The following is a 22,568-nucleotide window of genomic DNA, read 5'->3' as shown; positions in this document are numbered from 1 at the left end:
ATGCGCATCGATCGCCTCGACGCCCAGCTCATCCGCCTGCTCACGGAGTCGCCGCAGCTACCGATCCTGGAGTGCGCACGGCGACTCGGGATCGCGCGCGGCACTGCGACGAGCCGGCTCGCGCGCCTGCACGAGGGCGGGGTGATCGAGGCGATCGTGCCGCGGATCGATCCGGCGGGTTTCGGCTACGGCGTCGTCGCGTTCTGCCTGGTCGAGATCGATCAGAAGGTGGGGCACGACGACGTCGCCACGGCTCTTGCGGATGCCGTCCCCGAGATCGTCGACATGCACACCGTCACGGGGGCCAGCGACATGCAGCTGCGGCTGGTGGCGCGCGATGCCACGCGGCTGCAGGAGGTGCTCGATCGGGTCGCCCTGGTGCCGGGAGTCGCGCGCACCGCCTCGTCGATCGCGATGCGCACGCATCTCTCGGGCCGTGTGCTCCCGCTGGTCGAGCACGTCGCCGCGGACGAGGTGCTCTAGGGCGACGGCGATCCCGCTAGCATCGTCGTCATGGTCGCTGCTCCTGTGCTCGTGGACCTCGACCGTGACAGCGTCGCGATGGGCGACGACATGTCCTCCCATGCGCGCCGCCTGTCGTTTCCGGACGGCACGCGCCTGGCAGATCTGCTCGAGGCGACGCATCCGGAGATCGAGAACCGCGGATGGTCGTGGGTCGCCGTCGTCGACGGCACCGTGTCGGCGGTGTGGTCGGTGGACCACGGTGTGCGTCTGCTGGTCAGGAACCGCCGACTGCGAGGGTCGGCGTCGCCGATCCCGGTCGTCTTCCGCTACTTCCTGCAGCTCGATCCGCAGTGGCTGCACGGGCGACTGGCGGCGGGCGCTGCGGCGAATCGGGATGCCCTGAGCGTGGAGTACGCGCCGCTCGCGGCCGAGCGCCTGGAGACGGAACAGCGCCGCCGCGAGCGGGAGGTTCCGGAGAAGCTGCTCTCGGCAGCGGCCGTCGGCGCGCTCGCGCGGCTCGGCGCGACGATCGACCTGCACTCCGACGCGCGCTGTCGGTTCCTCGCCGCGGGGGAGCGATGGGTCGTCGTGCGTTCCGACTCCATGACGGTCGTCTACCGCGCGGAGACCCCCGCACCGATCGCGTCGCTGCGTCCCCGCGCCTTCGCCGAGCTCTGGCTCGCGACGGCTGTGGGGGCGCGTGGACGGCAGGCGCACGGCCTTCCTCCGTTGCCGCCATCCGCGTCGACGGAGGTTCCGCAGCCGGAGACGATGGCGTCCTGGCCCCCAGGCACCTCGCGATGGTCGTTCACCGGCGAGGACGGTCACGTCGCTCAGCTCTCCGGCGAAGACGCCCTGGACTGGTACCGCTTCGCGTTCGGGCGCACGCTCGACGAGATCGTGGGGTCACTCGCGGTCTGAGGGACGCCGTGGTGCGTCGGGCGGGCTCACACCCAGCCGGGCAGCCAGTTGTGCACCAGCCAGAACTCGTACGGCACGCTCATCCCCGTCCACAGGGGAAGGAAGAACGCCGACACGAGCACCACGAACGCGAGGAAGATCATCACGGTGCGCTCGCCGGACTGCCGCCGGTGCAGCGGATCCTCACGTCGCCCGGCGATGATCCGCAGCGTCATCGCCAGCGCGAGCACGAGGAACGGCATCATCACGACGGTGTAGAACTGGAAGATCGTGCGGTCGGGGAACATCAGCCACGGCACGTAGGTGACGGCGAGGCCGACCAGGGGGATGCTCAGTTCCGGGCCGACGGGCTGCCGGGTGATCCAGCCTCGCACCAGGCGGTAGAGCAGGTAGATCGCTGCGGCCACGCCCGCGTACCAGATGAGCGGATTCGGGATCGCCGAGATCACGCCGATGCAGTGGTCCGTCCCGCAGCCCGCGGGGTCGGAGTCGACCCAGACCGCCGTGGGGCGCAGCAGGAACGGCCACTCCCAGGCGGGACTCGCGTAGGGGTGGCCGCGAGTGAGGCCGACGTGGAAGCCGAGCATCGACTCGTGGTACTTCCACAGCGCGATCAGCGGGTTCGGGTCGCTCTGGCGGTCATAGCCCCCTGCCGTCACCAGCCAGCCGGTCCAGCTGATCAGGTACACCGCCAGGGCGGGGAAGACGAGCAGCACGAACGAGACCGGCCCCTGTCGGAACGCGGCCGCAGTCGGCCACAGCACCACTCCCGCGCGACGGCGGGCGAGCGCATCCGTGACGACGACGTACAGGCCGAAGCCCGCCAGCACGTACAGCCCCGACCACTTCACGGCCGACGCCGCGCCGAGGGCGGCTCCCGCGGCGATCAGCCACGGACGACGCCAGAGCACCGGACCCCAGAACGGATCCGGGGTGTCGGGATCGCGCTTCTCGAGCACGGGGATCGTCCGCTGCCGGTCGATGATCACGAAGAGCACACCCAGCAGGACGAAGAACGTCAGGATGCCGTCGAGCAGGGCGATGCGACTCATCACGATGCTGAGACCGTCGATCGCGAGCAGCGTCCCGGCCACGCTCGCGACGATCACGGAACCGCTGAGCCGTCGCGCGATCAGGTAGACCAGGAGCACCGAGGCGCTGCCGAGCACCGCGGTCGCGAGTCGCCAGCCGGCGCTGTTGTCCGGCCCGCCGATCGCCATGCCGAGCGCGATGAGCCACTTGCCGAGCGGCGGATGCACGATGAACGCGCCCTGTTCGGACAGCGGCAGCTGCTGCAGCGTGACGAAGGCGTCGTTGGCGTTCTCGCCCCAGGTGCCCTCGTAGCCGAGCGTCCACAGCGACCAGGCGTCTTTGACGTAGTACGTCTCGTCGAAAGCGAGCTGATGCGGATGGGCGACGTTGATCAGCCGGAGGAGGGCAGCGATCGCGGTGATGACGAGGGGTGCGAGCCACCGGATCGCGCGTCCCCAGTCTGGGGCGTTGAGCAGGCGGTCACGCAGTCGCCCGTAGCGCGTCAACCGCTCATCGGGAGCGGGAAGCAGGGGCACGGGCGCGGTCACCGCTCCAGCCTAGACAACCGGCCTTCTCGGCCGGCTGCATCCGGCCCGCCTAAGCTGGGCGGGTGATCATCCTCGCCGCCACTCCGATCGGAAATCTCGGCGACGCGTCGCGCCGTCTCGTGGAGGTCTTGGAGAACGCCGAGGTCGTCGTGGCCGAAGACACCCGCACCACGCAACGTCTGCTGAAGGCCCTGCAGATCGAGAACCGCCCGCGCCTGATCGCCCTGCACGACCACAACGAGAAGCAGAAGGCCGCCGAGCTGGCGGCTCTCGCGGCCGAGACCGACATCGTGGTGATGAGCGATGCCGGGATGCCCACCGTGAGCGACCCCGGCTACGGGCTGGTCGCCGAAGCGGTCGCTCAGGGCGTCACGGTGACCGCGATCCCCGGGCCGAGCGCGGTGCTGATGGCACTCGCGATCTCGGGCCTGCCCACCGACCGCTTCACGTTCGAGGGGTTCCTGCCGCGCAAGCCGGGGGAGCGGCGTTCGACTCTGCGCGCGCTGGCGGCCGAACCCCGCACCATGGTCTTCTTCGAATCGCCCGCCCGCCTCGCGAGCTCCCTCGCCGACATGGGGGCGGCATTCGGCGACGACCGGCGGATCGCGGTGTGCCGAGAGCTGACGAAACTGTACGAGGAGGTGCGCCGCGGCACAGCATCGGAACTCGTCTCCTGGGCCGAGGACGGTGTGAAGGGCGAGATCGTCGTCGTGGTCGAAGGGGCGGCGCACCGCGATGCCTCCCCGGAAGACGCTCTCGCGCAGGTGCAGAAGCTCGTCGCCGACGGCATCCGGTTGAAGGACGCCGCCTCCGAGGTCGCCGGCCTCACCGGTCTCTCCTCCCGCGACCTCTATCAGGCCGCCCTCGCCGCCCGCTCCGGAGGAGCGTGACCGTGAGTAAGGCGGCGACCGTGTACGACGTGGCCGATCGGGCCGGCGTCTCGATCGCCACGGTCTCGCGTGTGCTGCGCTCGCCGGATGCGGTGCGCCCGGTCACCCGTGAGCGCGTGCTCGACGCCGTCGCCGCGCTGGGGTACGTGCCCAGCGGCAGCGCCCGCGGACTCGCCGAGCGTCGAACCGGGGTGCTCGGGCTGTACTTCCCGGGGTTCGACGCCGCCGAGGATGCTCCGCCCCTCGACGCGCTCTCCGCCGCCGACGCCGACGCACCGCCGTTCGAGATCGTCCGCGACGAGGTGGAATCCGACGGCCGGCACACCTCGATGCTGTTCCTCGACGAGGTGCTGCGCGGTGCGGAGCTGGAGGCGTGGAAGCAGGGTTTCGTGCTGATGGTCGGCGTCGGGCGGGACGACCCTGACCGCTCCACCGTGCGCGACATGGCGGGCCGTGTGGACGGGCTCATGGTCCTCGCGAGCAGCGTGCCGGACGACGTGCTGGCCCGGCTGGCGCGGCGCATCCCCGTGGTGGTGCTCTCGGGTCCTCCCCGCGGCGATCACTACGACCACGTCACGGTGAGCAACGCCGAGGCGATGGGTGAGCTGACCAGGCACGTGCTGGCGCAGGTGGGAGACGGGCGGCTCGCGTTCCTCGCGGGGCCCGCGGATTCGCCGGACGGCCTGCAGCGCTGGGAGGGGTTCGCGGCCGCCGTGACGGCTGCCGGTGATGGGCTCGACGACGTGACCGTGCTGCGCGGCGACTTCACCCGCGCATCGGGGCGCCGCGCGGCCGAGGAGCTTCTCGCCGCGGGGGTGCCGGCCGCGCTGATCGCCGCGAACGATCAGATGGCGCTCGGAGCGCTCGACGTGCTCCGAGGCGCCGGTATCCGCGTGCCGGACGACGTCCTGGTGACGGGCTTCGACGGGATCGAGGCCGCCGCGCTGTCGCAGCCTCCGCTGACCACGATCCGTCAGCCGATGATCGACCTCGGCCGGGCGGCCGTTCAGGTGCTCGCCCGGCGGCTGGAGAACGCGGAAGCCGACCCGGTGGTCGCCCGGCTGCCCCTCCAGATCCTGCTGCGCGAGAGCTCTCAGCGCCCCGTCTGAACGGTGCGGCCATGGTCGGCGCGCCCGTGTCAAGGGGTTGCGATCGCAAAATGTATGCGCTTACAATCACTGAGGCGGTGCACACCGCCCTGAGACGGCGCAGGCCGTGCGGGTGTTCCGAAGTTCCGGTGGTCCGGCAGGGGCGCCCTTCATGACAGAGACGACATGAGGTGGCAGATGTCAGGTGGCAGAACACCGGGACGGCGCATGATGCAGCGCTGGCGCCGAGCGACGATCGTGGGCCTCGCGGCCGTGGCGGTCGCCCTCAGCGGCTGCAGCATCCAGATCACATCCCAACCCGATCCGTCGATCGGCGCCGACACGATGCTGATCAATGCCGACAAGGGCAACCCGTTCTTCACGAAGAACTTCAACCCGTACCTCACCAACACGCGCACCGCGTCGCGGTGGATCTACGAGCCGCTGATCCTGATCAATCCGCTCGACGGCACGCAGAACCCGTGGCTCGCCTCCGAATGGAGTCAGCCCGACGCGCGCACGATCGTCATGACGATCCGCGACGACGTGAAGTGGAGCGACGGCGAAGACCTGACGCCCGAGGACGTGGCCTTCACGTTCCAGCTGCTCAAGGACAACCCGTCGCTCGACATCAAGGGCGCATGGCAGCACCTCGACAGCGTCGAGACCGAGGGCAGCGACGTGATCCTGCACCTCAAGACCGAGGACGCGCCGTCGCTGGCGATCCTCGGACAGACCATGATCGTCCCCGAGCACCTCTGGTCCGACGTGAAGGACCCCGGCACGTATCGCAACGAGGATCCGGTCGGAACCGGGCCGTTCGTGCTCGGCAACTACAACGACCAGCAGTACTCGATGGACAAGAACCCCGACTACTGGCAGGCCGACTCGATCGAGATCGAGCACATCATCCTTCCCGCCACGAACTCGCAGCTCGACACCGTCACCCGCGGTTACGACTGGGCCTACTCCTTCATCTCCGACGTCGAGGGCACCTGGGGCGCGGCGAGCGAGCACAACGCGTGGTGGTTCCCGCCCGGCGGCGTGATCGCGTTGATGCCGAACCTCGAGGTCGCGCCCTTCGACGACGTGAACGTGCGACGCGGCATCGCGCTCTCCCTCGATCGTGAGGAGATTGCAGAGACCGCGTCCGAGGGATACATGAAGCCGGCGGGTCAGACCGGTCTCATCCTTCCGAACCAGGAGCAGTACCTGGATCCGAGCATCCCCGATCAGGGCATGATCACGCAGGACGAGGATGCCGCTCTCGCCGCCTTCGCCGACGCGGGCTACACCCTCGACGGCGACCGTCTCGTCGACGCGAACGGCGAGCAGCTCGAGTTCGCGCTGACCACGGCGAACGGGTATTCCGACTGGACCAGGGCGGCGCAGACCGTGCGCAGCCAGCTCGCCGACGTCGGCGTGAAGGTCACGCTCAAGCTTCCGCAGCCCGCGGGATATCAGAGCGCGATCAGCAACGGCGACTTCGAGATGGCGATCGGCGGCATGGGCAACGGCGACGTGTACCAGGCCTACAACAACCTGCTCTCCAGCGAGTTCTACGTGCCGTCGGGAAAGCCGACCGCGAACAACTTCGAGCGCTACAAGTCGGACAAGGTCGACGCACTGCTCGCCGAATATCGCGAGACCGTCGACTCCGCCCGCCAGGCCGAGATCGTGAAGGAGCTGCAGGGCGTCGTCTACGACGAGATGCCCGTGATCGGCCTCTACTACGGCGGCATCTGGGGCCTGTTCAGCGACGCCAAGTTCACCGGCTGGCCGAGTGAGGAAGACCCGTACATGATCCCGCAGAACTACGACTCCGCGCCGCTGGGCATCTTCACCCGGCTCGAGCGCGTGAAGGAGGACGACAAGTGAAGTACGTGCTCCAGAAGTTCGGCCTGTTCGTGCTCACCCTGTGGGCCGCGGTCACCCTGAACTTCTTCCTCCCGCGCATGATGCCCGGTTCCCCGGCGGATGCCGCCATCGCCAAGCTGTCCCAGAACGGGCCGGTGTCGGACGCCACGCGCGCCGCCATCGAGGCGCAGCTGGGTGTTCCGACCGGATCGCTGTGGGACCAGTACATCGCCTATCTCGGCCAGGTCGTCCGGCTCGACTTCGGCGTCTCGTACACGTTCTATCCGCAGTCGGTGTCGAGCATGGTGTCCACGGCGCTGCCGTACACGATCGGGCTCGTCGGCATCGTCACGATCCTCGCGTTCGTGATCGGCACGCTGATCGGCGTCGCCGCCGCCTGGCGTCGCGGCACCTGGCTCGACACCCTCCCGACGCTGACCGGTTCGTTCCTCAGCACGTTCCCGTACTTCTGGACCGCGCTGCTGCTGCTGTTCTTCTTCGGCTACGTGCTGCACTGGTTCCCGACCACCGGCGCCTACTCGGCGACCACGACACCCGGGTTCACCTGGGAGTTCCTCGGAGACCTGCTCAGCCACGCGTTCCTGCCGGCCCTGACGATCCTGCTCACCTCCCTGGGCGGATGGATCATCGGCATGCGCAACGCCATGATCAATACGCTCGGCGAGGACTACATCACGTTCGGCGAGGCGAACGGGCTGCACGGCCGCACGATCGCCCTCCGCTACGCCGCGCGCAACGCGATCCTGCCGAACCTCACCGGCTTCGGGCTCACGCTCGGCGGTGTGGTCGGCGGATCGATCCTGGTGGAACAGGTGTTCGGGTATCCGGGCATCGGCTATCTGCTCTTCAACGCCGTGATCGGGCAGGACTACCCGCTCATGCAGGCGCTCTTCCTGATGATCACCGTGAGCGTGCTCATCGCCAACTTCCTCGTTGACATCCTGTACGGGGTACTCGACCCAAGGACCCGCCGATGACTTCCACCATGAACGTCAAGATCCCCGCCGAGCGCATCGCCGCGCCCAGCCCATGGCGCGCCTTCGGACGCATGGTCGCCACCCTCTGGAGCAATGGCAAGGCACGGCTCGGGTTGTGCATCCTCGCCTTCTTCGTGCTCGTGGCGGTGTTCGCCCCCGTCCTCGCCCCCTACGGCGCGAAGGACAACACCTTCGAGCGCAACGCCGATGCGTCGTGGGCGCACTGGCTCGGCACGACGGCCGCGGGGGAGGACGTGCTCAGCCAGCTCATCTACGGCGCACAGGTCAGCCTGCTCGTCGGCTTCGCCGCGGGCATCCTGTCGACCATCGTGGCGGTGCTCATCGGTCTCAGCTGGGGCTACATGCGCGGTTTCGCCGGCGAGGTGGTCGGCTTCATCGTCAACCTCTTCCTGGTGATCCCCGGACTCCCGCTCATGATCGTGATCGCCGCGTACCTGCAGAACGGCGGCATCCTGATGATCATCGCGGTCATCGTGGTGACCGGCTGGGCCTGGGGCGCCCGTGTGCTCCGCAGCCAGACGCAGTCGCTGCGCGGCAACGACTTCGTCACCTCGGCGCAGTTCTCGGGTGACAGCAGGACGCGCATCATCTTCCGCGAGATCCTGCCCAACATGACGTCGATCATCGCCGGCACGCTCTTCGGGGCGGCGACGGCCGCGATCCTGGCGGAGGCGGGCCTGGAGTTCCTCGGCCTCGGCGACTCCAGCATCGTCAGCTGGGGCACCATGCTCTACTGGGCGCAGAACTCCAACTCCCTGCTCACCGGACAGTGGCTGCTGCTGTTCGCCCCCGGTCTGTGCATCGCACTGCTGGCGTTGAGCCTGACACTGATCAACTTCGGCGTGGACGGCATCTCCAATCCGCGCCTGCGAGAGGGGAAGGGTCGATGACCGCCATGGCACCCGCGACCACCACCACGGAGAACGACATCCTGCTCGAGGTGCAGGGGCTGTCCGTCGAATACGCGTCGCCGGGCACGAAGCCCGTCACCGCGGTCGAGAACGTGTCGTTCTCGCTCCGCCGCGGCGAGTTCGTCGGTCTGGTCGGCGAGTCGGGGTCGGGCAAGTCGACCCTCGGCTTCGCCCTCACGCGACTGCAGAAGCCCCCGGCGCGCATCAGCGCGGGGCGCATCCTCTTCGGCGGGCGCGACATCCGCGAGCTGGATGCCGAGGAGCTGCGTCGTCAGCGTCAGGGCGGATTCGCCATGGTGCTGCAGTCGGGCATGAACGCCCTCAACCCCGTGCGCACGATCGGCAACCACTTCCGCGACATCTTCGCGGCGCACGGACACGTGCTCAAGGACGCCCGCGATGCGCGTGCCCGTGAGCTCATCGGCAAGGTTGGCCTCGACGCGTCGGTGCTCGCCCGTTACCCGGGTGAGCTCTCCGGCGGTATGCGCCAGCGTGCCTCGATCGCGCTCGCACTGTCTCTCGAACCACAGCTGATGGTGTTCGACGAGCCCACCACGGCGCTCGACGTGCTCGTGCAGCACGCGGTGATGGACACGATCAAGGAGCTGCAGCGGGCCGAGCACTTCACCGCCATCCTCATCAGTCACGACCTCGGCATCGTGCTCGAGGCCACGGACCGGGTGATGGTGATGCACGAAGGGCACATCGTCGAAGACGCCAGGAGCATCGACATCCTCGAGCGCCCGCAGGACGAGTACACCCGGATGCTCCTCAGCCACTACGCGGACCCCCGCGCGGAGAAGATCGAGATCCCCGGCTTCCTCGACGCCGGTACCCGCCGTCGTGAAGGACGTGCGCGGACCGACGTCACCGAGACGCTCCCGACCGTGTCGTCGCGCGACACCCGTCGTGCGGATGCGGCGATCGTGGTGGAGGGCGTCTCGAAGCACTACCCGGCCCCTCGCCGTGGGCAGGACGCCGTGACCGCGGTCGACGACGTGTCGTTCCGTCTCGAACCGGGGGAGGCCCTGGCACTCGTGGGCGCCTCGGGCTCGGGCAAGTCGACCATCGCCAAGATGCTGACGGGGGTCGAGAAGCCCACCTCCGGCACGGTGCACTTCGGCGATGTCGACGTCGCGACGCTCAAACGCCGTGGACTGCGCGACCTGCGCAAGGACGTGCAGATGGTGTTCCAGGATCCGTATGCGGCGCTCAACCCGCTGCACACGGTCGAGTACGCCCTCACCCGTCCGGTCATGAACTACACGACGCTGCGGGGGCCCGAGGCGAGGGCGCGAGTGCTCGAGCTGCTCGAGACGGTGGGCCTCACGCCCGTCGAGCAGTTCGCCGCCAAGCTGCCGCACCAGCTCTCCGGCGGGCAGCGGCAGCGCGTCGTGATCGCCAGGGCGCTCGCGAGCGACCCGCAGGTGCTGATCGCCGATGAACCCGTCTCGATGCTCGACGTCTCGCTGCGTGCCGGGGTGCTGGCGCTGCTGGAGGACCTGCGCGAGAGGTGGGGCATCAGCATGCTCTACATCACGCACGACCTGCTGAGCGCGCGCCTGGTGACCCAGAACATCCTGGTGCTCAACGGCGGCCGGGTGGTCGAGCGCGGCGAGACCTCGGAGGTGCTGCAGCATCCGGAGGATCCGTACACGATCCAGCTGCTGGACGCGGTGCCCAATCCCGCGCGCCTGCGCTGACCGTCACGACTTCAACACAAGAGAGAGAGGAGAGCACTCGTGCTCGCATTCCCCGACGGCTTCCTGTGGGGTGCCGCGACAGCGGCCCACCAGGTGGAGGGCAACAACACCACGAGCAACTGGTGGGCGATGGAACACGCGCCCGGCTCGCCCATGGTGGAGCCCTCCGGTGACGCCGCCGACCACTTCCACCGCTACCCGGAGGACATGCGGCTGCTCGCCGCCGCCGGGCTGAACTCCTACCGGTTCTCGGTGGAGTGGGCGCGGATCGAGCCCGAGCGCGGCTTCGTCTCCCGGGCGATGCTCGACCACTACCGTCGCATGATCGACACCGCCCGCGAGAACGGGCTCGACCCCACGGTCACGCTCATGCACTTCACGGTGCCGCAGTGGTTCCAGAAGGACGGCTTCTGGCGTGCCGACGACGCGGTGGATCTGTTTGCCCGCTACGTCGAGACCGTGCTGCCGATCCTCGACGGCATCGACTACGTGTGCACGATCAACGAGCCGAACATCGCGGCGATGCTGGCCGGGGGAGAGGACGCGGCGAACCTCGTCGCCTACGGCCTCCCGAACCCCGATCTCGCCGTCGCCGACACGCTGCTCGAGGCGCACCACCGCGCATCGGAGATCCTGCATTCGGTGCCCGGTGTCAAGGCCGGATGGACCATCGCCACGCAGGCGTTCCACTCCACGGGAGAGCCGGGAGCCGACGAGATGCTCGCCGCGTACGGCGACCCCCGCGACCACTGGTACCTCGACCAGTCGGCCGGCGACGACTTCGTCGGCGTGCAGGCCTACACCCGCACCTTCATCGGTCCCGAGGGCCCGCGCCCGGTGGCGGACGATGTGGAGACCACGCTGACCGGCTGGGAGTTCTTCCCCGAGGCGCTCGAGATGGGAGTGCGCAGCGCCTGGGAGCGCAGCGGGGGAGTGCCCGTGCTCGTGACCGAGAACGGCATCGCGACCGATGACGACACGCGGCGCATCGCCTACACGCAGGGTGCGCTCGAAGGACTGCACCGCGCCATCTCCGACGGCATCGACGTGCGCGCCTACCAGCACTGGAGCGCGCTCGACAACTACGAATGGGCCAGCGGCTTCCGGCCCACGTTCGGCCTGATCGGCTTCGACCACGAGACGTTCGAGCGCTCGCCGAAGCCGTCGCTCGCCTGGCTCGGAGAGGTCGCGCGCCGCAACGGCCTCTGAGAGGCGCCGCCGACCCCGCCGCGGATGCGCCCCCGGCATCCGCGGCGGGGTTACCCTCGGGTCATGACGAACGCGATGCACGCGACGCGGGGGGAAGAGACGCGGCGGGACACCCTCCGGGCAGCCGCCGCCGGCCTGAGCGCGTCGTTCCTCGCCGTCGGCCTGGCGGAGCTCGTCGCCGCGGTGGTGGAGCCGAGCGCGAGCCCGTTCGCCGTGATCGGGAGCGGGCTCATCGATCTCGCACCGAGCTGGGCGAAGGACACCGCCATCGCGCTGTTCGGCACCGGGGACAAGGCGGCCCTGATCACGGGGATCGCCGTCGTGCTCGTCGTCGTCGCCGCCGTCGCCGGGATCCTGGAGCGCAGACGATCCGGTATCGGGGCGGTGATCCTGGGAGCCCTCGGCGTTCTCGCCGTCGTCGCGGCGATGGTCCGACCCGGCGCGGGACCCTTCGCCTGGCTCCCCGGTCTCATCGCCGGGCTCGTGGCGGTGATCACTCTGCGTCTCCTCGTGGCACGCCTGCGACCGGTCGCGGGCCTGCAGCCCGACGACGAGGACCGGAGGCGGTTCCTGCTGTGGACCGCCGGGGTCGCCGCGGCCGGCGCCGTGGCTCTCATCGTCGGGAACGTCGCGCGCGGCGCGAGCCGTTCGATCGAAGCCGTCCGCGCGGCCCTGCGGCTGCCGAGCGCGGCACGCGCAGCGGCCACGGTTCCTGCCGGCGCGGAGCTGGGGATCCGCGGTCTGGCTCCCGTCGTGACACCGAACGCGGAGTTCTACCGGATCGACACCGCGCTCATCGTGCCGCAGGTCGACCCGGCCGACTGGTCGCTGCGCATCCACGGGATGGTCGACCGCGAGATCGAGATCACCTGGGACGAGCTGCTGGCCATGCCGATGCAGGAGTCCGACGTGACGCTCGCCTGCGTGTCGAACGAGGTCGGGGGATCACTGATCGGCAACGCCCGCTGGCTGGGTCTTCCGGTGCGGGAGCTGCTCGCGCGCGCGGGTGTGGATCGCGACGCCGACATGGTGCTCTCGACCTCGGACGACGGGTTCACGGCATCGACCCCGATCGAGGCGCTCACGGATGACCGCGACGCTCTGCTCGCGATCGGCATGAACGGAGAGCCGCTGCCGATCGAGCACGGATTCCCGGTGCGGATGGTGGTGCCGGGTCTCTACGGCTATGTGTCGGCCACGAAGTGGGTCACACAGCTGGAGGTGACGCGGTTCGACCGTGCCACGGCCTACTGGACGACGCGAGGGTGGTCGGATCGCGGGCCCATCAAGCTGCAGTCCCGCATCGACGTCCCGCGCCGTGGGCAGTCGGTCCCGGCGGGGGCCGCGGTGATCGCCGGGATGGCCTGGCAGCAGCACGTCGGCATCGCCGGGGTGGAGGTGCGCATCGACGACGGCCCGTGGCGCGCCGCCGAGCTCGCGACCGCGATCTCCGCCGACACCTGGGTGCAGTGGAGTCTCGACTGGACCGCCGAGAGCGGTGCGCACACCATCGAATGCCGGGCGCTGAGCGCCGACGGCGAGACGCAGACCTCGGATCCGGCTGCCCCGGCACCCGACGGCGCGCAGGGATGGCACCGCATCGACGTCTCCGTCGGCTGAGCGCGTAACCACCCGCGGCATCGCACCTAGAATTGCTCCATGCCCGCAGGCGAATCCTTCTACATCACCACGCCCATCTACTACCCGTCCGACGTGCCTCACATCGGTCACGGGTACACGACGGTGGCCGTCGACACGCTCGCACGGTGGCACCGCCAGGCGGGGGATGACACCTGGATGCTCACGGGCACCGACGAGCACGGTCAGAAGATGCTGCGCGCGGCGGCGGCGAACAACGTCACCCCGCAGGAATGGGTCGACAAGCTCGTCAGCGAGAGCTGGTTCCCGCTGCTGACGACGCTCGACGTCGCCAACGACGACTTCATCCGCACGACGCAGGAGCGGCACGAGACGAACGTGCAGACGTTCTTCCAGCGCCTGTACGACCGCGGGTACATCTACGCGGGCGAGTACGAGGCGCTCTACTGTGTGGGCTGCGAGGAGTTCAAGCCCGAGTCGGAGATCGTCGACGGCACCGGTCCTTTCGAGGGACTCAAGGTCTGCGCGATCCACTCCAAGCCTCTCGAACTGCTGCAGGAGAAGAACTACTTCTTCAAGCTCAGCGAGTTCCAGGACCGCCTGCTCGAGCTCTACAAGACCCAGCCCGATTTCGTGCGCCCCGACTCCGCGCGCAACGAGGTCGTCTCCTTCGTGAGCCAGGGCCTGAAGGACCTGTCGATCTCGCGCTCGACCTTCGACTGGGGCATCCCGCTGCCCTGGGACGAATCGCATGTCATCTACGTGTGGGTCGACGCGCTGCTGAACTACGCCACGGCCGTCGGCTACGGCTCCGATGAGGAGACCTTCGCACGCCGCTGGCCCGCCTACCACGTGGTCGGCAAGGACATCCTGCGCTTCCACGCCGTGATCTGGCCCGCGCTGCTGATGGCGGCCGGCCTCGACGTGCCCAAGGGCGTGTTCGCGCACGGCTGGCTGCTCGTCGGCGGCGAGAAGATGTCGAAGTCGAAGCTCACCGGCATCGCGCCGACCGAGATCACCGACGTCTTCGGTTCCGACGCGTACCGCTTCTACTTCCTCTCGGCGATCGCGTTCGGCCAGGACGGCTCCTTCTCGTGGGAAGACCTGTCGGCCCGCTACCAGGCCGAGCTCGCGAACGGTTTCGGCAACCTCGCCTCGCGCACCACCGCGATGATCGAGAAGTACTTCGATGGCGTCGTGCCGCCCGCGGCCGAGTACACCGAGAAGGATCTCGCGATCCAGAAGATCGTGGCCGATGCAGCGTCGAACGCGGATGCCGCCGTCGCGCAGTTCCGGATCGATGAGGCGATCTCGGCGATCTGGACGATCGTCGATGCGCTCAACGGCTACATCACCGCGAACGAGCCGTGGGCACTGGCCAAGCAGGCGAACAGCGGAGACGAGGACCAGCGCGCACGCCTCGGCACCGTGCTGTACACCTGCGCCGAGGGGCTGCGCGCGCTCGCGGTGCTGCTGTCGCCGGTGATGCCGGAATCGACCGAGAAGCTCTGGGTCGCCCTCGGCGCCGCCGAGACCCTGGGTCGCCTGCAGGACCAGCCGATCCGCGAGGCGGGCGCCTGGGGCGTGCTGCGCCCCGGTACCAGTGTCAACGGCCTCTCGCCGCTGTTCCCGCGGGTGGAGTCAGCGGGCTGAGCCGCGGCCCGGAACACAGAGCGCGAAGAGATGGCCGAGACCTACGTGCGTGAGCGTTCGGGGGACGGACGCAAGGATCTGAAGTATCCGTCCGCCCCCGAACCGCTGACGGTTCCGGTGTACGACAACCATGCGCACCTGGAGATCGTCGACGGTGATCAGCCGCTGTCGCTGACCGAGCAGCTCGACCGGGCGGCGGCCGTGGGCATCGCCGGGGTCGTGCAGGCTTCGGGCGACATCGAGTCGTCGCGGTGGGCGGTCGAGGCCGCGGCATCCGACCCTCGTGTGCTGGCCGCCGTCGCGATCCACCCGAACGATGCGCCGACGTACGCAGAGGAGGGGCGTCTGGATGAGGCGATCGCGGTGATCGACGAGCTCGCCGCACACCCGCGCACCCGGGCGATCGGCGAGACGGGGCTCGACTTCTTCCGCACGGAGCCAGAGCGGCAGGCGCCGCAGTTCGAGTCGTTCGAGGCGCACATCGCGCTCGCGAAGAAGCACGGCATCGCGATGCAGATCCACGACCGCGACGCGCACGACGCCGTGCTGGAGACGCTCTCCCGCCTCGGCGCCCCGGAGCGCACGGTGTTCCACTGCTTCTCGGGCGACGACGCGATGGCGCGCATCTGCGCCGACGCCGGGTACCACCTGTCGTTCGCCGGCAACGTCACGTTCAAGAACGCCCAGAATCTGCGCGATGCGTTGAAGGTCACCCCGCTCGATCGCCTCCTGGTCGAGACGGATGCGCCGTTCCTCACCCCGGTGCCGCTGCGCGGACGCCCGAACGCGCCCTACCTGGTGCCGATCACGGTGCGCTTCATGGCCGCAGAGCTCGGTCTCGACGTGGATGAGCTGTGCGCCCAGCTCGCCGAGAACACGCTGCGGGTCTACGGCTCCTTCGACTCCTGAGGCTCGTTCGCCGACCGACTCGCGGGTTCCGCGTCGTCGGGCCCGGTGTCGGCGATGGGCTTCGCCGACACGATCTGCGAGATGGGCTTCCACACCAGCAGCAGCGTGAGGGCGGCACCGACGAACGCGAACCACCACGGTGCGGTGAGCCCCCACACCTGGGCGATCACGCCGCCGAGCGCCTGCCCGACGACCATGCCGCCGAACACCCCGACCATGTTCACCGACGCCACCCGACCCTGGAGCTCGGCGGGGACCAGTCGCTGTCGGACGGTCGTGGAGATCGTGCCCCATACGAACGCGTAGGCGCCGAAGAAGAACATGATGACCAGCGCCACCCAGCCGGTGGTGGTGAGTGCGAAAGACAGGTGCATGAGCACCTCGAGCGAGAGCACGACGCGCATCAGCGTCGCGAACGAGACATGCCGCTCCAGCCACCCGAAGCTGAGGGTCGCGAGGATGCCACCCGCCGCGGACGCGGTCGTGAGGGCACCGTAGCCGACCGCGCCCATGTGCAGGTGCTCGGTGGCGTACAGCACGAGGACGCCCCAGGGGGCCGCCCAGGTGATGTTGAAGACCAGGATGATGAGCACCAGCATCCGCACCGGCGGATTGCGCCACAGCCACCGCAGGCCTTCGGCGATGTCGGTGTGCACGGGCGGGTGGGCGTCCGTCTCCCGGGGCGGGACGGGCGTCTTCGCCATGCGCGAGATGAGCACCACGGCGAAGCTCACGCACACGACCTCGAGCAGGAAGGGCCACGCCGTGCCGGCCGCGAACAGGAATGCTCCCAGCGGGGGACCGGCGAACTGGTTCGCGACCAGGTATCCGGCCTGCAGGCGCGCGTTGCCGACGCCGAGGTCTGCGGGTTTCACGAGCATGGGCAGCAGCGTGCTTCCCGCCGTGTCGACGAAGACCTCGGCGGTGCCGTAGAGGAACGCGACCGCGAGCACGATCCAGATGTTCGCGACCCCGGTGAGGAGGAACACGCAGAGAGCTGCGAGTACGAGGGCTCTGGCGGCGTTGGCGAACATGACCAGGCGACGACGGTCGAAGCGGTCGGCGATCGCGCCGGCGTGCAGGCCGAAGAGCAGCCAGGGGAGGAACTGCAGGATCGCGCCGGCCGCCACCAGGATCGGCGACGAGGTCATCGACGCGATGAGCAGCGGAGCGGCCGCGAGCGCGACGCCGTCGCCGACGTTGCTCGTCCACGACGACGCGAGCAGCCAGCGGAAGTCTCGGCCCATGCGGCGGGGCGCGACGAGTTCACCGAGAGAAGGCACCAGAGAAGACTACTGACGGCGGGGGACATCGAAGGAGTGGGGGAGAATGGGGGGATGACCGTCACCCTGCTCGGCGCCACCGAGATCCGCCGCCTCGCCGCCGAGCTCGACGTCACCCCGACGAAGAAGCTCGGCCAGAACTTCGTCACCGATGCGAACACCGTCCGCAAGATCGTGCAGGCGGCCCGCGTGCAGCCGCACGAGCGTGTGGTCGAGGTCGGACCGGGGCTCGGCTCCCTGACGCTCGCGATCCTCGAGACCGGCGCCTCCGTCACAGCCGTCGAGATCGATCACCGACTGGCCGCCCGTCTCGCGCAGACCGCGGCCGAGCACGGCGTCGAGGCCGATCGGCTCACGGTCGTCGATGCGGATGCACTGCGCATCACCGCGCTGCCGGGGGAGCCCACCGTGCTGGTGGCCAACCTGCCCTACAACGTCTCGGTGCCGGTGCTGCTGCACTTCCTCGAGAACTTCGCCTACCTCCAGCGCGGCGTCGTGATGGTCCAGGCCGAGGTCGCCGAGCGCCTGGCCGCGAAGCCCGGCTCGAAGATCTACGGCTCGCCCAGCGTCAAGGCCGCCTGGTATGGGGAGTGGAAGCTGTCCGGCAACGTCTCCCGCCAGGTGTTCTGGCCGGTGCCGAACGTCGACAGCCTGCTCGTCGGCTTCGACCGCTCCGAGGGCGAGCGCGGCACCGAGGAGGAGCGTCGCCGTACGTTCCAGATCGTGGACGCGGCGTTCAACCAGCGCCGCAAGATGCTCCGCCAGGCCCTCTCCGGGATCTTCGGCAGCTCGGCCGCGGCGTCGGAGGTGCTGATCGCCGCCGGTGTCGCCCCGACCGCACGTGGAGAAGACCTCACGGTCGAGGACTACCAGCGCATCGCGCAGCACGCCCCGGCGGCGGACGCCGCGGCGGAGATCGTCACCGACGACGTCGCTCCCACCCAGTAATCTGGCACCGTGACCGACTCCCCCCGCTTCCGCCCCGATGTCCCCGAGCTGCACCGTCCGTATGCGGCGGACGAGAACCGCTACCAGCAGTTCGCCTACCGCCAGGTCGGCACGTCCGGCCTCTACCTGCCCCCGATCTCGCTCGGGCTGTGGTGGAACTTCGGCGACAACATCCCGCTCGACAACCAGCGCGCACTGCTGCGCCACGCGTTCGACCGCGGCATCACGCACTTCGATCTGGCGAACAACTACGGCCCGCCCTACGGCTCGGCCGAGAAGAACTTCGGACGCATCTTCGCCGAAGACCTCCGCCCGTACCGCGACGAGCTGATCATCTCGTCGAAGGCCGGGTGGGACATGTGGCCCGGCCCCTACGGCGACTTCGCGAGCCGCAAGTACATCCTCGCCAGTGCAGAGCAGTCCTTGACCCGCATGGGTCTCGACTACGTCGACATCTTCTACTCGCACCGCGTCGACCCGGTCACCCCGATCGCCGAGACGGTCGGCGCGCTCGACACGCTCGTGCGTCAGGGCAAGGCCCTGTACGTCGGGATCTCGTCCTACAGCGCCGAGCGCACGGCCGAGGCCGTCGCGGTCGCGAAGGACCTCGGCACGCCGCTGGTCATCCATCAGCCCGCGTATTCGATCCTCAACCGCTGGGTCGAGGACGGCCTGACCGCCACCCTCGAGCAGTCGGGCCTGGGGGCGATCGCCTTCACGCCGCTGGCGCAGGGGCTGCTCACCGACAAGTACCTCGGCGACGGTACGGCCGAGCGCGCGCAGAAGCGCGGCTCGCTGCCGGAGGGGCGGCTCACCGACGACGCGGTGCAGACGCTGCGTTCACTCAACGAGGTCGCGCAGGGACGCGGCCAGTCGCTCGCGCAGCTCGCCCTGCAGTGGACGCTGCGCACCCCCGTCGTGGCCTCCGCACTGATCGGCGCTTCCCGTCCCGAACAGCTGGACGAGAACATCGCGGCGGTGAACGGACCCGCCTTCACGACGGAGGAGCTCGCCCGCATCGACGAGCTCGCCGGCGCCATCGACGTCAACCTGTGGGCGAAGTCCTCGGAGCTGTGACCCGATCATGAGCCATGCCGCGTTCACCGATTCCGTGCACGTGCGCGCCCCGGGGAAGATCAACGTCTTCCTCGGGGTCGGCGGGCGGCATGACGACGGCTACCACGCGCTGGCGACGGTGTTCCAGGCGGTCTCCCTCTACGAAGACGTGATCGCGCGCCCGGCCGACGACTTCTCGGTCACGGTCTCGGGTGTGGAAGACATCGGCTCGGTTCCTCTCGACGACCGCAACCTCGCGATGCGTGCGGCCAAGCTGCTCGCCGCGGCCGTGGATCATCGCGGCGGAGTCGCCCTGGAGATCCGCAAGAGTGTGCCCGTCGCGGGGGGCATGGGGGGAGGATCTGCGGATGCTGCGGCCGCCCTGGTCGCCTGCGATGCGCTGTGGGGCACCGGGCTGTCGCAGACGCGCCTGCACGACCTCGCCGCGCGTCTCGGCGCGGATGTGCCCTTCGCGCTGCACGGCGGCACGGCGGTCGGCACCGGTCGCGGCGATCAGCTCAACCCGGCACTCGCGCGCGGACGCTTCGACTGGATCCTGGTGCCCAGCGAGCAGGGGCTCTCGACGCCCGTGGTCTACGAGCGCCTCGACCTGCTGCGCGAGGAGGAGGGGGCTCTCGCCGACGATCCGCCGCTGTCGCTCGACGTGCCGATCCCGGTGCTGCAGGCGCTCCGGTCGGGCGACCCGGTGAGGCTCGCCGAGACGCTGTTCAACGATCTGCAGGCTGCGGCCCTCTACGAGCGACCCGACCTCGCCGACACGATCCGTCAGGGGGTCGCTGCCGGCGCGTTGCAGGGCATCGTCTCCGGTTCCGGACCCACCGTGGCCCTGCTGTGCCCCGATCCCGAGACCGCACAGGACGTGCAGTCCTCGCTGCGGGAGGGAGGGCTCGACCCCCTGCATGTGCACGGTCCCGTTCCGGGCGCGCGCATCATCGGCTGACGGGCGAGACGCTCACTCCGCCTGCAGCAGTGCGCTCACCCGGTAGGGGATGACCTCGCGCAGGAACAGGCTCGTCGAGGTGCGGAGGATGCCGGGGCACAGCCGCACCACCTCGGCGACGCGGTAGAGGTCGTCCGGGTCCCGGGCGACGACGCGCAGCAGCAGGTCGGTGTCACCGGCCGGCGCGAAGCACTCCAGCACCTCGGGAACACGGCTGAGCGCTTCGATCGCGGCGGTGATCTTGTGCTGGTCGAGCTCGACGAGGATCGAGGCGGCGACGCCGCGGCCCAGTGCCTGCGGGAGGATGCGCGAGCTGTGCGCACGCAGATAGCCACCCGACTCGAGACGGTCGAGACGTGCGTGCACGGTGCCGCGTGCGAGGCCGAGGTCCTGGGCGATCAGGGCCACCGGGCGCCGTGGGTCGGTGTCGAGCACCGTGAGGATCCGTCGGTCGGTCTCGTCGAGGTTGGCCATTTTGATCACCGTCACCTTCTTCGGGTCGCGTGGATTGATCGGATCGATCAATTGAAACTCACTCTATGGTCTGAATGCCCTATACGTGTTGAAATGAGTGTCAGATACGCAGGATGTCGGCCACGAGCGGGCATCACGCGCACTCGACGGAGAGGCCACGAGCCGCCCCTGCCGGGTGTCGACGGCGACGGGCCACGAGCCTCTGCCGGCCCCGTCCCCGGGAGGGGCGGGGCAGGCGCTGTCCCTGAGGTGGCGCTGTCCGCTGATGCGGCCCTGTCCCTGAGGTGGCGCTGTCCCCTGATGGTGCGAGGGGTGCGTCAGTCGCGGGGAACGAGCAGACGCAGCTGCACCATGGCCGAGAACCGGGCTTCCGGATCGGTCAGATCGAGTCCGCTGATCTCCGACAGTCGGCGCAGCCGATACCGGAAGGTGTTCGGGTGCGTGTAGACCCGGGCCGCGGCCACCGCGACATCGCCGAAGGCATCGAGCCAGGCCCGCAGCGTCTCGACCAGGTGCGTGCCCTTCTCCCGATCCTGGGCGAGGAGCTGGGCGACGGGGCCGGTGGGCTGGTCACCCCGTGCACGCACGAGGTCGCCGAGCTCGACCAGCAGTGCCTCCATCTGCACAGCGGTGAAGCGTGCCACCGGTTCATGCGACGGGGCCTGTCGGACCACGCGGAGGGCGCGGTCGGCGTTCGCGCGGGATGAGGGGATGCCGGTGGTCTCGTCCGCCACGGTACCGACGCCGATGCGGATCTCGCTGGTCGCTCCGAGCCGACCGAGGAAGTCGGTGGCCACACGCGCAGCGCGGTTGTCAGCGTCGCTGCGCTCGGCTCCGGATTCGGCATCGCCCTGCTCCGGGCGGGTGCCGACCACGGCGTACACGACATCGCCGATCACGGCGACGGCGGAACGGAGGTAGACCGCGCCCAGGTGCACGGCGAAGGCGTCGGCGATGTGCTGTCTCTCCGCGACGCCCCGGGCGCCGGCCGATGGTTCGTCGTCGGCCTCTTCCGCGGCGGACAGCGCGAGGACCACGCATCGGTGGTCGTTCAGCCGCAGCCGCGCCGTGGCATCCGCCGCCCCCGGACCCCCTTCGAGGATGGTGGCGAGCAGGTCGGCGCGCAGCCGGCGCTCGACATCGGCACCGGCCCGCAGGCGCAGCATGTGCAGGGCCACCAAGCCGGCGGAGTCCTTCAGCGCACGCACACGGTCGGGGGAGAGCGGTTCCTGCACCGCGGCCCAGATCGATCCGAGGATCTCGTCGCCCGCGCGTACCGCCAGCGCCACGCGGGGGAAGGACGGAAGGCCCTCGGTGTTGAGCACCGGACCGACGTCGATCGGATCCTCGCTGCGATACAGCTCCTGGAAGACCCCGCGCTCTTCGAGCTGGCGTGCGAACCGCTCGGGGACCTGTCGTCCGAGAACCGTCTCGATGCGTGCCGGATCGGCTTCGTGCTGGCGCCCCGAGAACGCGACGACCCGGGAGTTGCGGTCCTCGATCGTGACCGGTGCGTTCAACAGGGTGGCGATCGCGTTGGCGAGGGCGAAGAGATCGCCGGAAGGCATCCCGCCGAGCGTGGTGGCTCCCTGATCGCCGACGTCGCCCTCGGCGATGAGCGAGCGCAGCATCGCGGCCAACTGTGCCCACGACGCCCCGCGGGTGAGGGCGAGGACAGGGATGCCGGTGGCCTCGGACGCATCGCGCACCGGCTGCTCGGCGCGCACCGGGGCGCGTAGCACGAGGGCGGAGGCGTGCTGGGCGGCGAGGGTCTGCAGCAGTGCGGCGATCTCCTCGGGGTCGCTCAGCCCGACGCCGAGGACGAGGGCACCGCGCATCGGCATGGCATCGTCGAGGACGTCGTGGATGACGACCGTCTCGATCTCGGCGTCGTCGTCGGCCGCACCGCTCACGACCTCGAGCAGGGTGTTGCCGAGGTCTTCGATGACCCGGCCGAGGCTGGCGCGGGGCCTGGTCGTCACGGACATGAGCACAGGGCCCAGGGTAGGGGGAGACCGCCGGTCGCGGAGCTGTGGGGCACG

19 protein-coding genes are annotated in these 22,568 nt (G+C 69.4%); 15 read left to right on the top strand and 4 right to left on the bottom strand.

The genetic code is table 11. The annotated features are described in order from the left end of the window. Positions 1 to 483, top strand: a complete 483-nt coding sequence (locus MST3598_RS12625) for an Lrp/AsnC family transcriptional regulator (protein WP_021199914.1) — start codon at positions 1 to 3, stop codon at positions 481 to 483. 30 nt (positions 484 to 513) lie between these two features. Beyond that, positions 514 to 1,386 (top strand): hypothetical protein, encoded by an 873-nt coding sequence (locus MST3598_RS12620; RefSeq protein ID WP_029259605.1) that lies wholly within the window; start codon positions 514 to 516, stop codon positions 1,384 to 1,386. Between the two features lie 26 nt (positions 1,387 to 1,412). Here MST3598_RS12620 and MST3598_RS12615 read toward each other — a convergent pair whose 3' ends face one another. Then, complete coding sequence (locus MST3598_RS12615) at positions 1,413 to 2,966, bottom strand: dolichyl-phosphate-mannose--protein mannosyltransferase (protein ID WP_029259606.1); 1,554 nt, start codon at positions 2,964 to 2,966, stop codon at positions 1,413 to 1,415. A gap of 62 nt (positions 2,967 to 3,028) precedes the next feature. On the opposite strand from MST3598_RS12615, the gene rsmI reads away from it, so the two are divergent. The 10 genes from rsmI to MST3598_RS12565 all read left to right on the top strand — a co-directional run bounded on the left by rsmI (position 3,029) and on the right by MST3598_RS12565 (position 15,804). Then, positions 3,029 to 3,856, top strand: a complete 828-nt coding sequence (gene rsmI, locus MST3598_RS12610) for a 16S rRNA (cytidine(1402)-2'-O)-methyltransferase (RefSeq protein WP_029259607.1) — start codon at positions 3,029 to 3,031, stop codon at positions 3,854 to 3,856. Continuing rightward, a complete protein-coding gene (locus MST3598_RS12605) occupies positions 3,853 to 4,965 on the top strand; it encodes a LacI family DNA-binding transcriptional regulator (RefSeq protein ID WP_231494458.1) in 1,113 nt (370 codons plus the stop codon). The genes rsmI and MST3598_RS12605 overlap by 4 nt, the downstream gene beginning before the upstream one ends. 207 nt (positions 4,966 to 5,172) lie before the next feature. Then, positions 5,173 to 6,822 carry an ABC transporter substrate-binding protein gene (locus MST3598_RS12600; protein ID WP_029259609.1) on the top strand — a complete coding sequence of 550 codons (1,650 nt, stop codon included), beginning with the start codon at positions 5,173 to 5,175 and terminating at the stop codon, positions 6,820 to 6,822. Continuing rightward, entirely contained in the window at positions 6,819 to 7,799 is a 981-nt protein-coding gene (locus MST3598_RS12595) for an ABC transporter permease (protein ID WP_021199908.1), read from the top strand. Before MST3598_RS12600 ends, MST3598_RS12595 begins: the two co-directional genes overlap by 4 nt. Then, a complete protein-coding gene (locus tag MST3598_RS12590; protein ID WP_021199907.1) occupies positions 7,796 to 8,710 on the top strand; it encodes an ABC transporter permease in 915 nt (304 codons plus the stop codon). The genes MST3598_RS12595 and MST3598_RS12590 overlap by 4 nt, the downstream gene beginning before the upstream one ends. After that, entirely contained in the window at positions 8,707 to 10,434 is a 1,728-nt protein-coding gene (locus MST3598_RS12585) for an ABC transporter ATP-binding protein (RefSeq protein WP_051671096.1), read from the top strand. Before MST3598_RS12590 ends, MST3598_RS12585 begins: the two co-directional genes overlap by 4 nt. Before the next feature lie 39 nt (positions 10,435 to 10,473). Further along, a complete protein-coding gene (locus MST3598_RS12580; RefSeq protein WP_029259611.1) occupies positions 10,474 to 11,643 on the top strand; it encodes a glycoside hydrolase family 1 protein in 1,170 nt (389 codons plus the stop codon). 63 nt (positions 11,644 to 11,706) lie between these two features. Then, complete coding sequence (locus MST3598_RS12575; protein WP_442922164.1) at positions 11,707 to 13,263, top strand: molybdopterin-dependent oxidoreductase; 1,557 nt, start codon at positions 11,707 to 11,709, stop codon at positions 13,261 to 13,263. A 39-nt stretch (positions 13,264 to 13,302) separates the two neighbouring features. Further along, on the top strand, positions 13,303 to 14,895 hold the full coding sequence (metG, locus tag MST3598_RS12570) for a methionine--tRNA ligase (protein ID WP_029259613.1): 1,593 nt from the start codon (positions 13,303 to 13,305) through the stop codon (positions 14,893 to 14,895). Between the two features lie 30 nt (positions 14,896 to 14,925). After that, a complete protein-coding gene (locus tag MST3598_RS12565) occupies positions 14,926 to 15,804 on the top strand; it encodes a TatD family hydrolase (protein WP_029259614.1) in 879 nt (292 codons plus the stop codon). Here MST3598_RS12565 and MST3598_RS12560 read toward each other — a convergent pair. Continuing rightward, the gene (locus MST3598_RS12560) at positions 15,783 to 17,051 is read right to left on the bottom strand and encodes an MFS transporter (RefSeq protein ID WP_051671100.1); all 1,269 of its coding nucleotides are present in this window, start codon (positions 17,049 to 17,051) and stop codon (positions 15,783 to 15,785) included. The genes MST3598_RS12565 and MST3598_RS12560 overlap by 22 nt on opposite strands. 90 nt (positions 17,052 to 17,141) lie before the next feature. On the opposite strand from MST3598_RS12560, the gene rsmA reads away from it, so the two are divergent. Genes rsmA through MST3598_RS12545 form a run of 3 tightly spaced genes read left to right on the top strand, consistent with a single transcriptional unit; the run spans position 17,142 to position 20,052 of the window. Then, positions 17,142 to 18,035 carry a 16S rRNA (adenine(1518)-N(6)/adenine(1519)-N(6))-dimethyltransferase RsmA gene (gene rsmA / locus MST3598_RS12555; protein ID WP_021199900.1) on the top strand — a complete coding sequence of 298 codons (894 nt, stop codon included), beginning with the start codon at positions 17,142 to 17,144 and terminating at the stop codon, positions 18,033 to 18,035. A 9-nt stretch (positions 18,036 to 18,044) separates the two neighbouring features. Next, positions 18,045 to 19,112, top strand: coding sequence for an L-glyceraldehyde 3-phosphate reductase (gene mgrA / locus MST3598_RS12550; protein WP_029259616.1), 1,068 nt, complete (start codon positions 18,045 to 18,047; stop codon positions 19,110 to 19,112). 7 nt (positions 19,113 to 19,119) lie between these two features. Further along, positions 19,120 to 20,052, top strand: a complete 933-nt coding sequence (locus tag MST3598_RS12545; RefSeq protein ID WP_021199898.1) for a 4-(cytidine 5'-diphospho)-2-C-methyl-D-erythritol kinase — start codon at positions 19,120 to 19,122, stop codon at positions 20,050 to 20,052. Positions 20,053 to 20,064: 12 nt separating this feature from the next. Here the strand turns inward: MST3598_RS12545 and MST3598_RS12540 are convergent, their stop codons facing one another. Together MST3598_RS12540 and MST3598_RS12535 are read right to left on the bottom strand one after the other, a co-directional pair. Then, on the bottom strand, positions 20,065 to 20,526 hold the full coding sequence (locus tag MST3598_RS12540) for an Lrp/AsnC family transcriptional regulator (RefSeq protein WP_029267058.1): 462 nt from the start codon (positions 20,524 to 20,526) through the stop codon (positions 20,065 to 20,067). Between the two features lie 317 nt (positions 20,527 to 20,843). Continuing rightward, positions 20,844 to 22,514 (bottom strand): helix-turn-helix domain-containing protein, encoded by a 1,671-nt coding sequence (locus MST3598_RS12535; RefSeq protein WP_029259618.1) that lies wholly within the window; start codon positions 22,512 to 22,514, stop codon positions 20,844 to 20,846. Positions 22,515 to 22,568 lie beyond the last annotated feature (54 nt).

The organism is Microbacterium sp. TPU 3598 (assembly GCF_002356155.1).
GTDB classification, from domain to species: domain Bacteria; phylum Actinomycetota; class Actinomycetes; order Actinomycetales; family Microbacteriaceae; genus Microbacterium; species Microbacterium maritypicum_A.
Note: the sequence above shows the minus strand (reverse complement) of the source record. Positions and strands in the feature narration are given on the sequence as shown.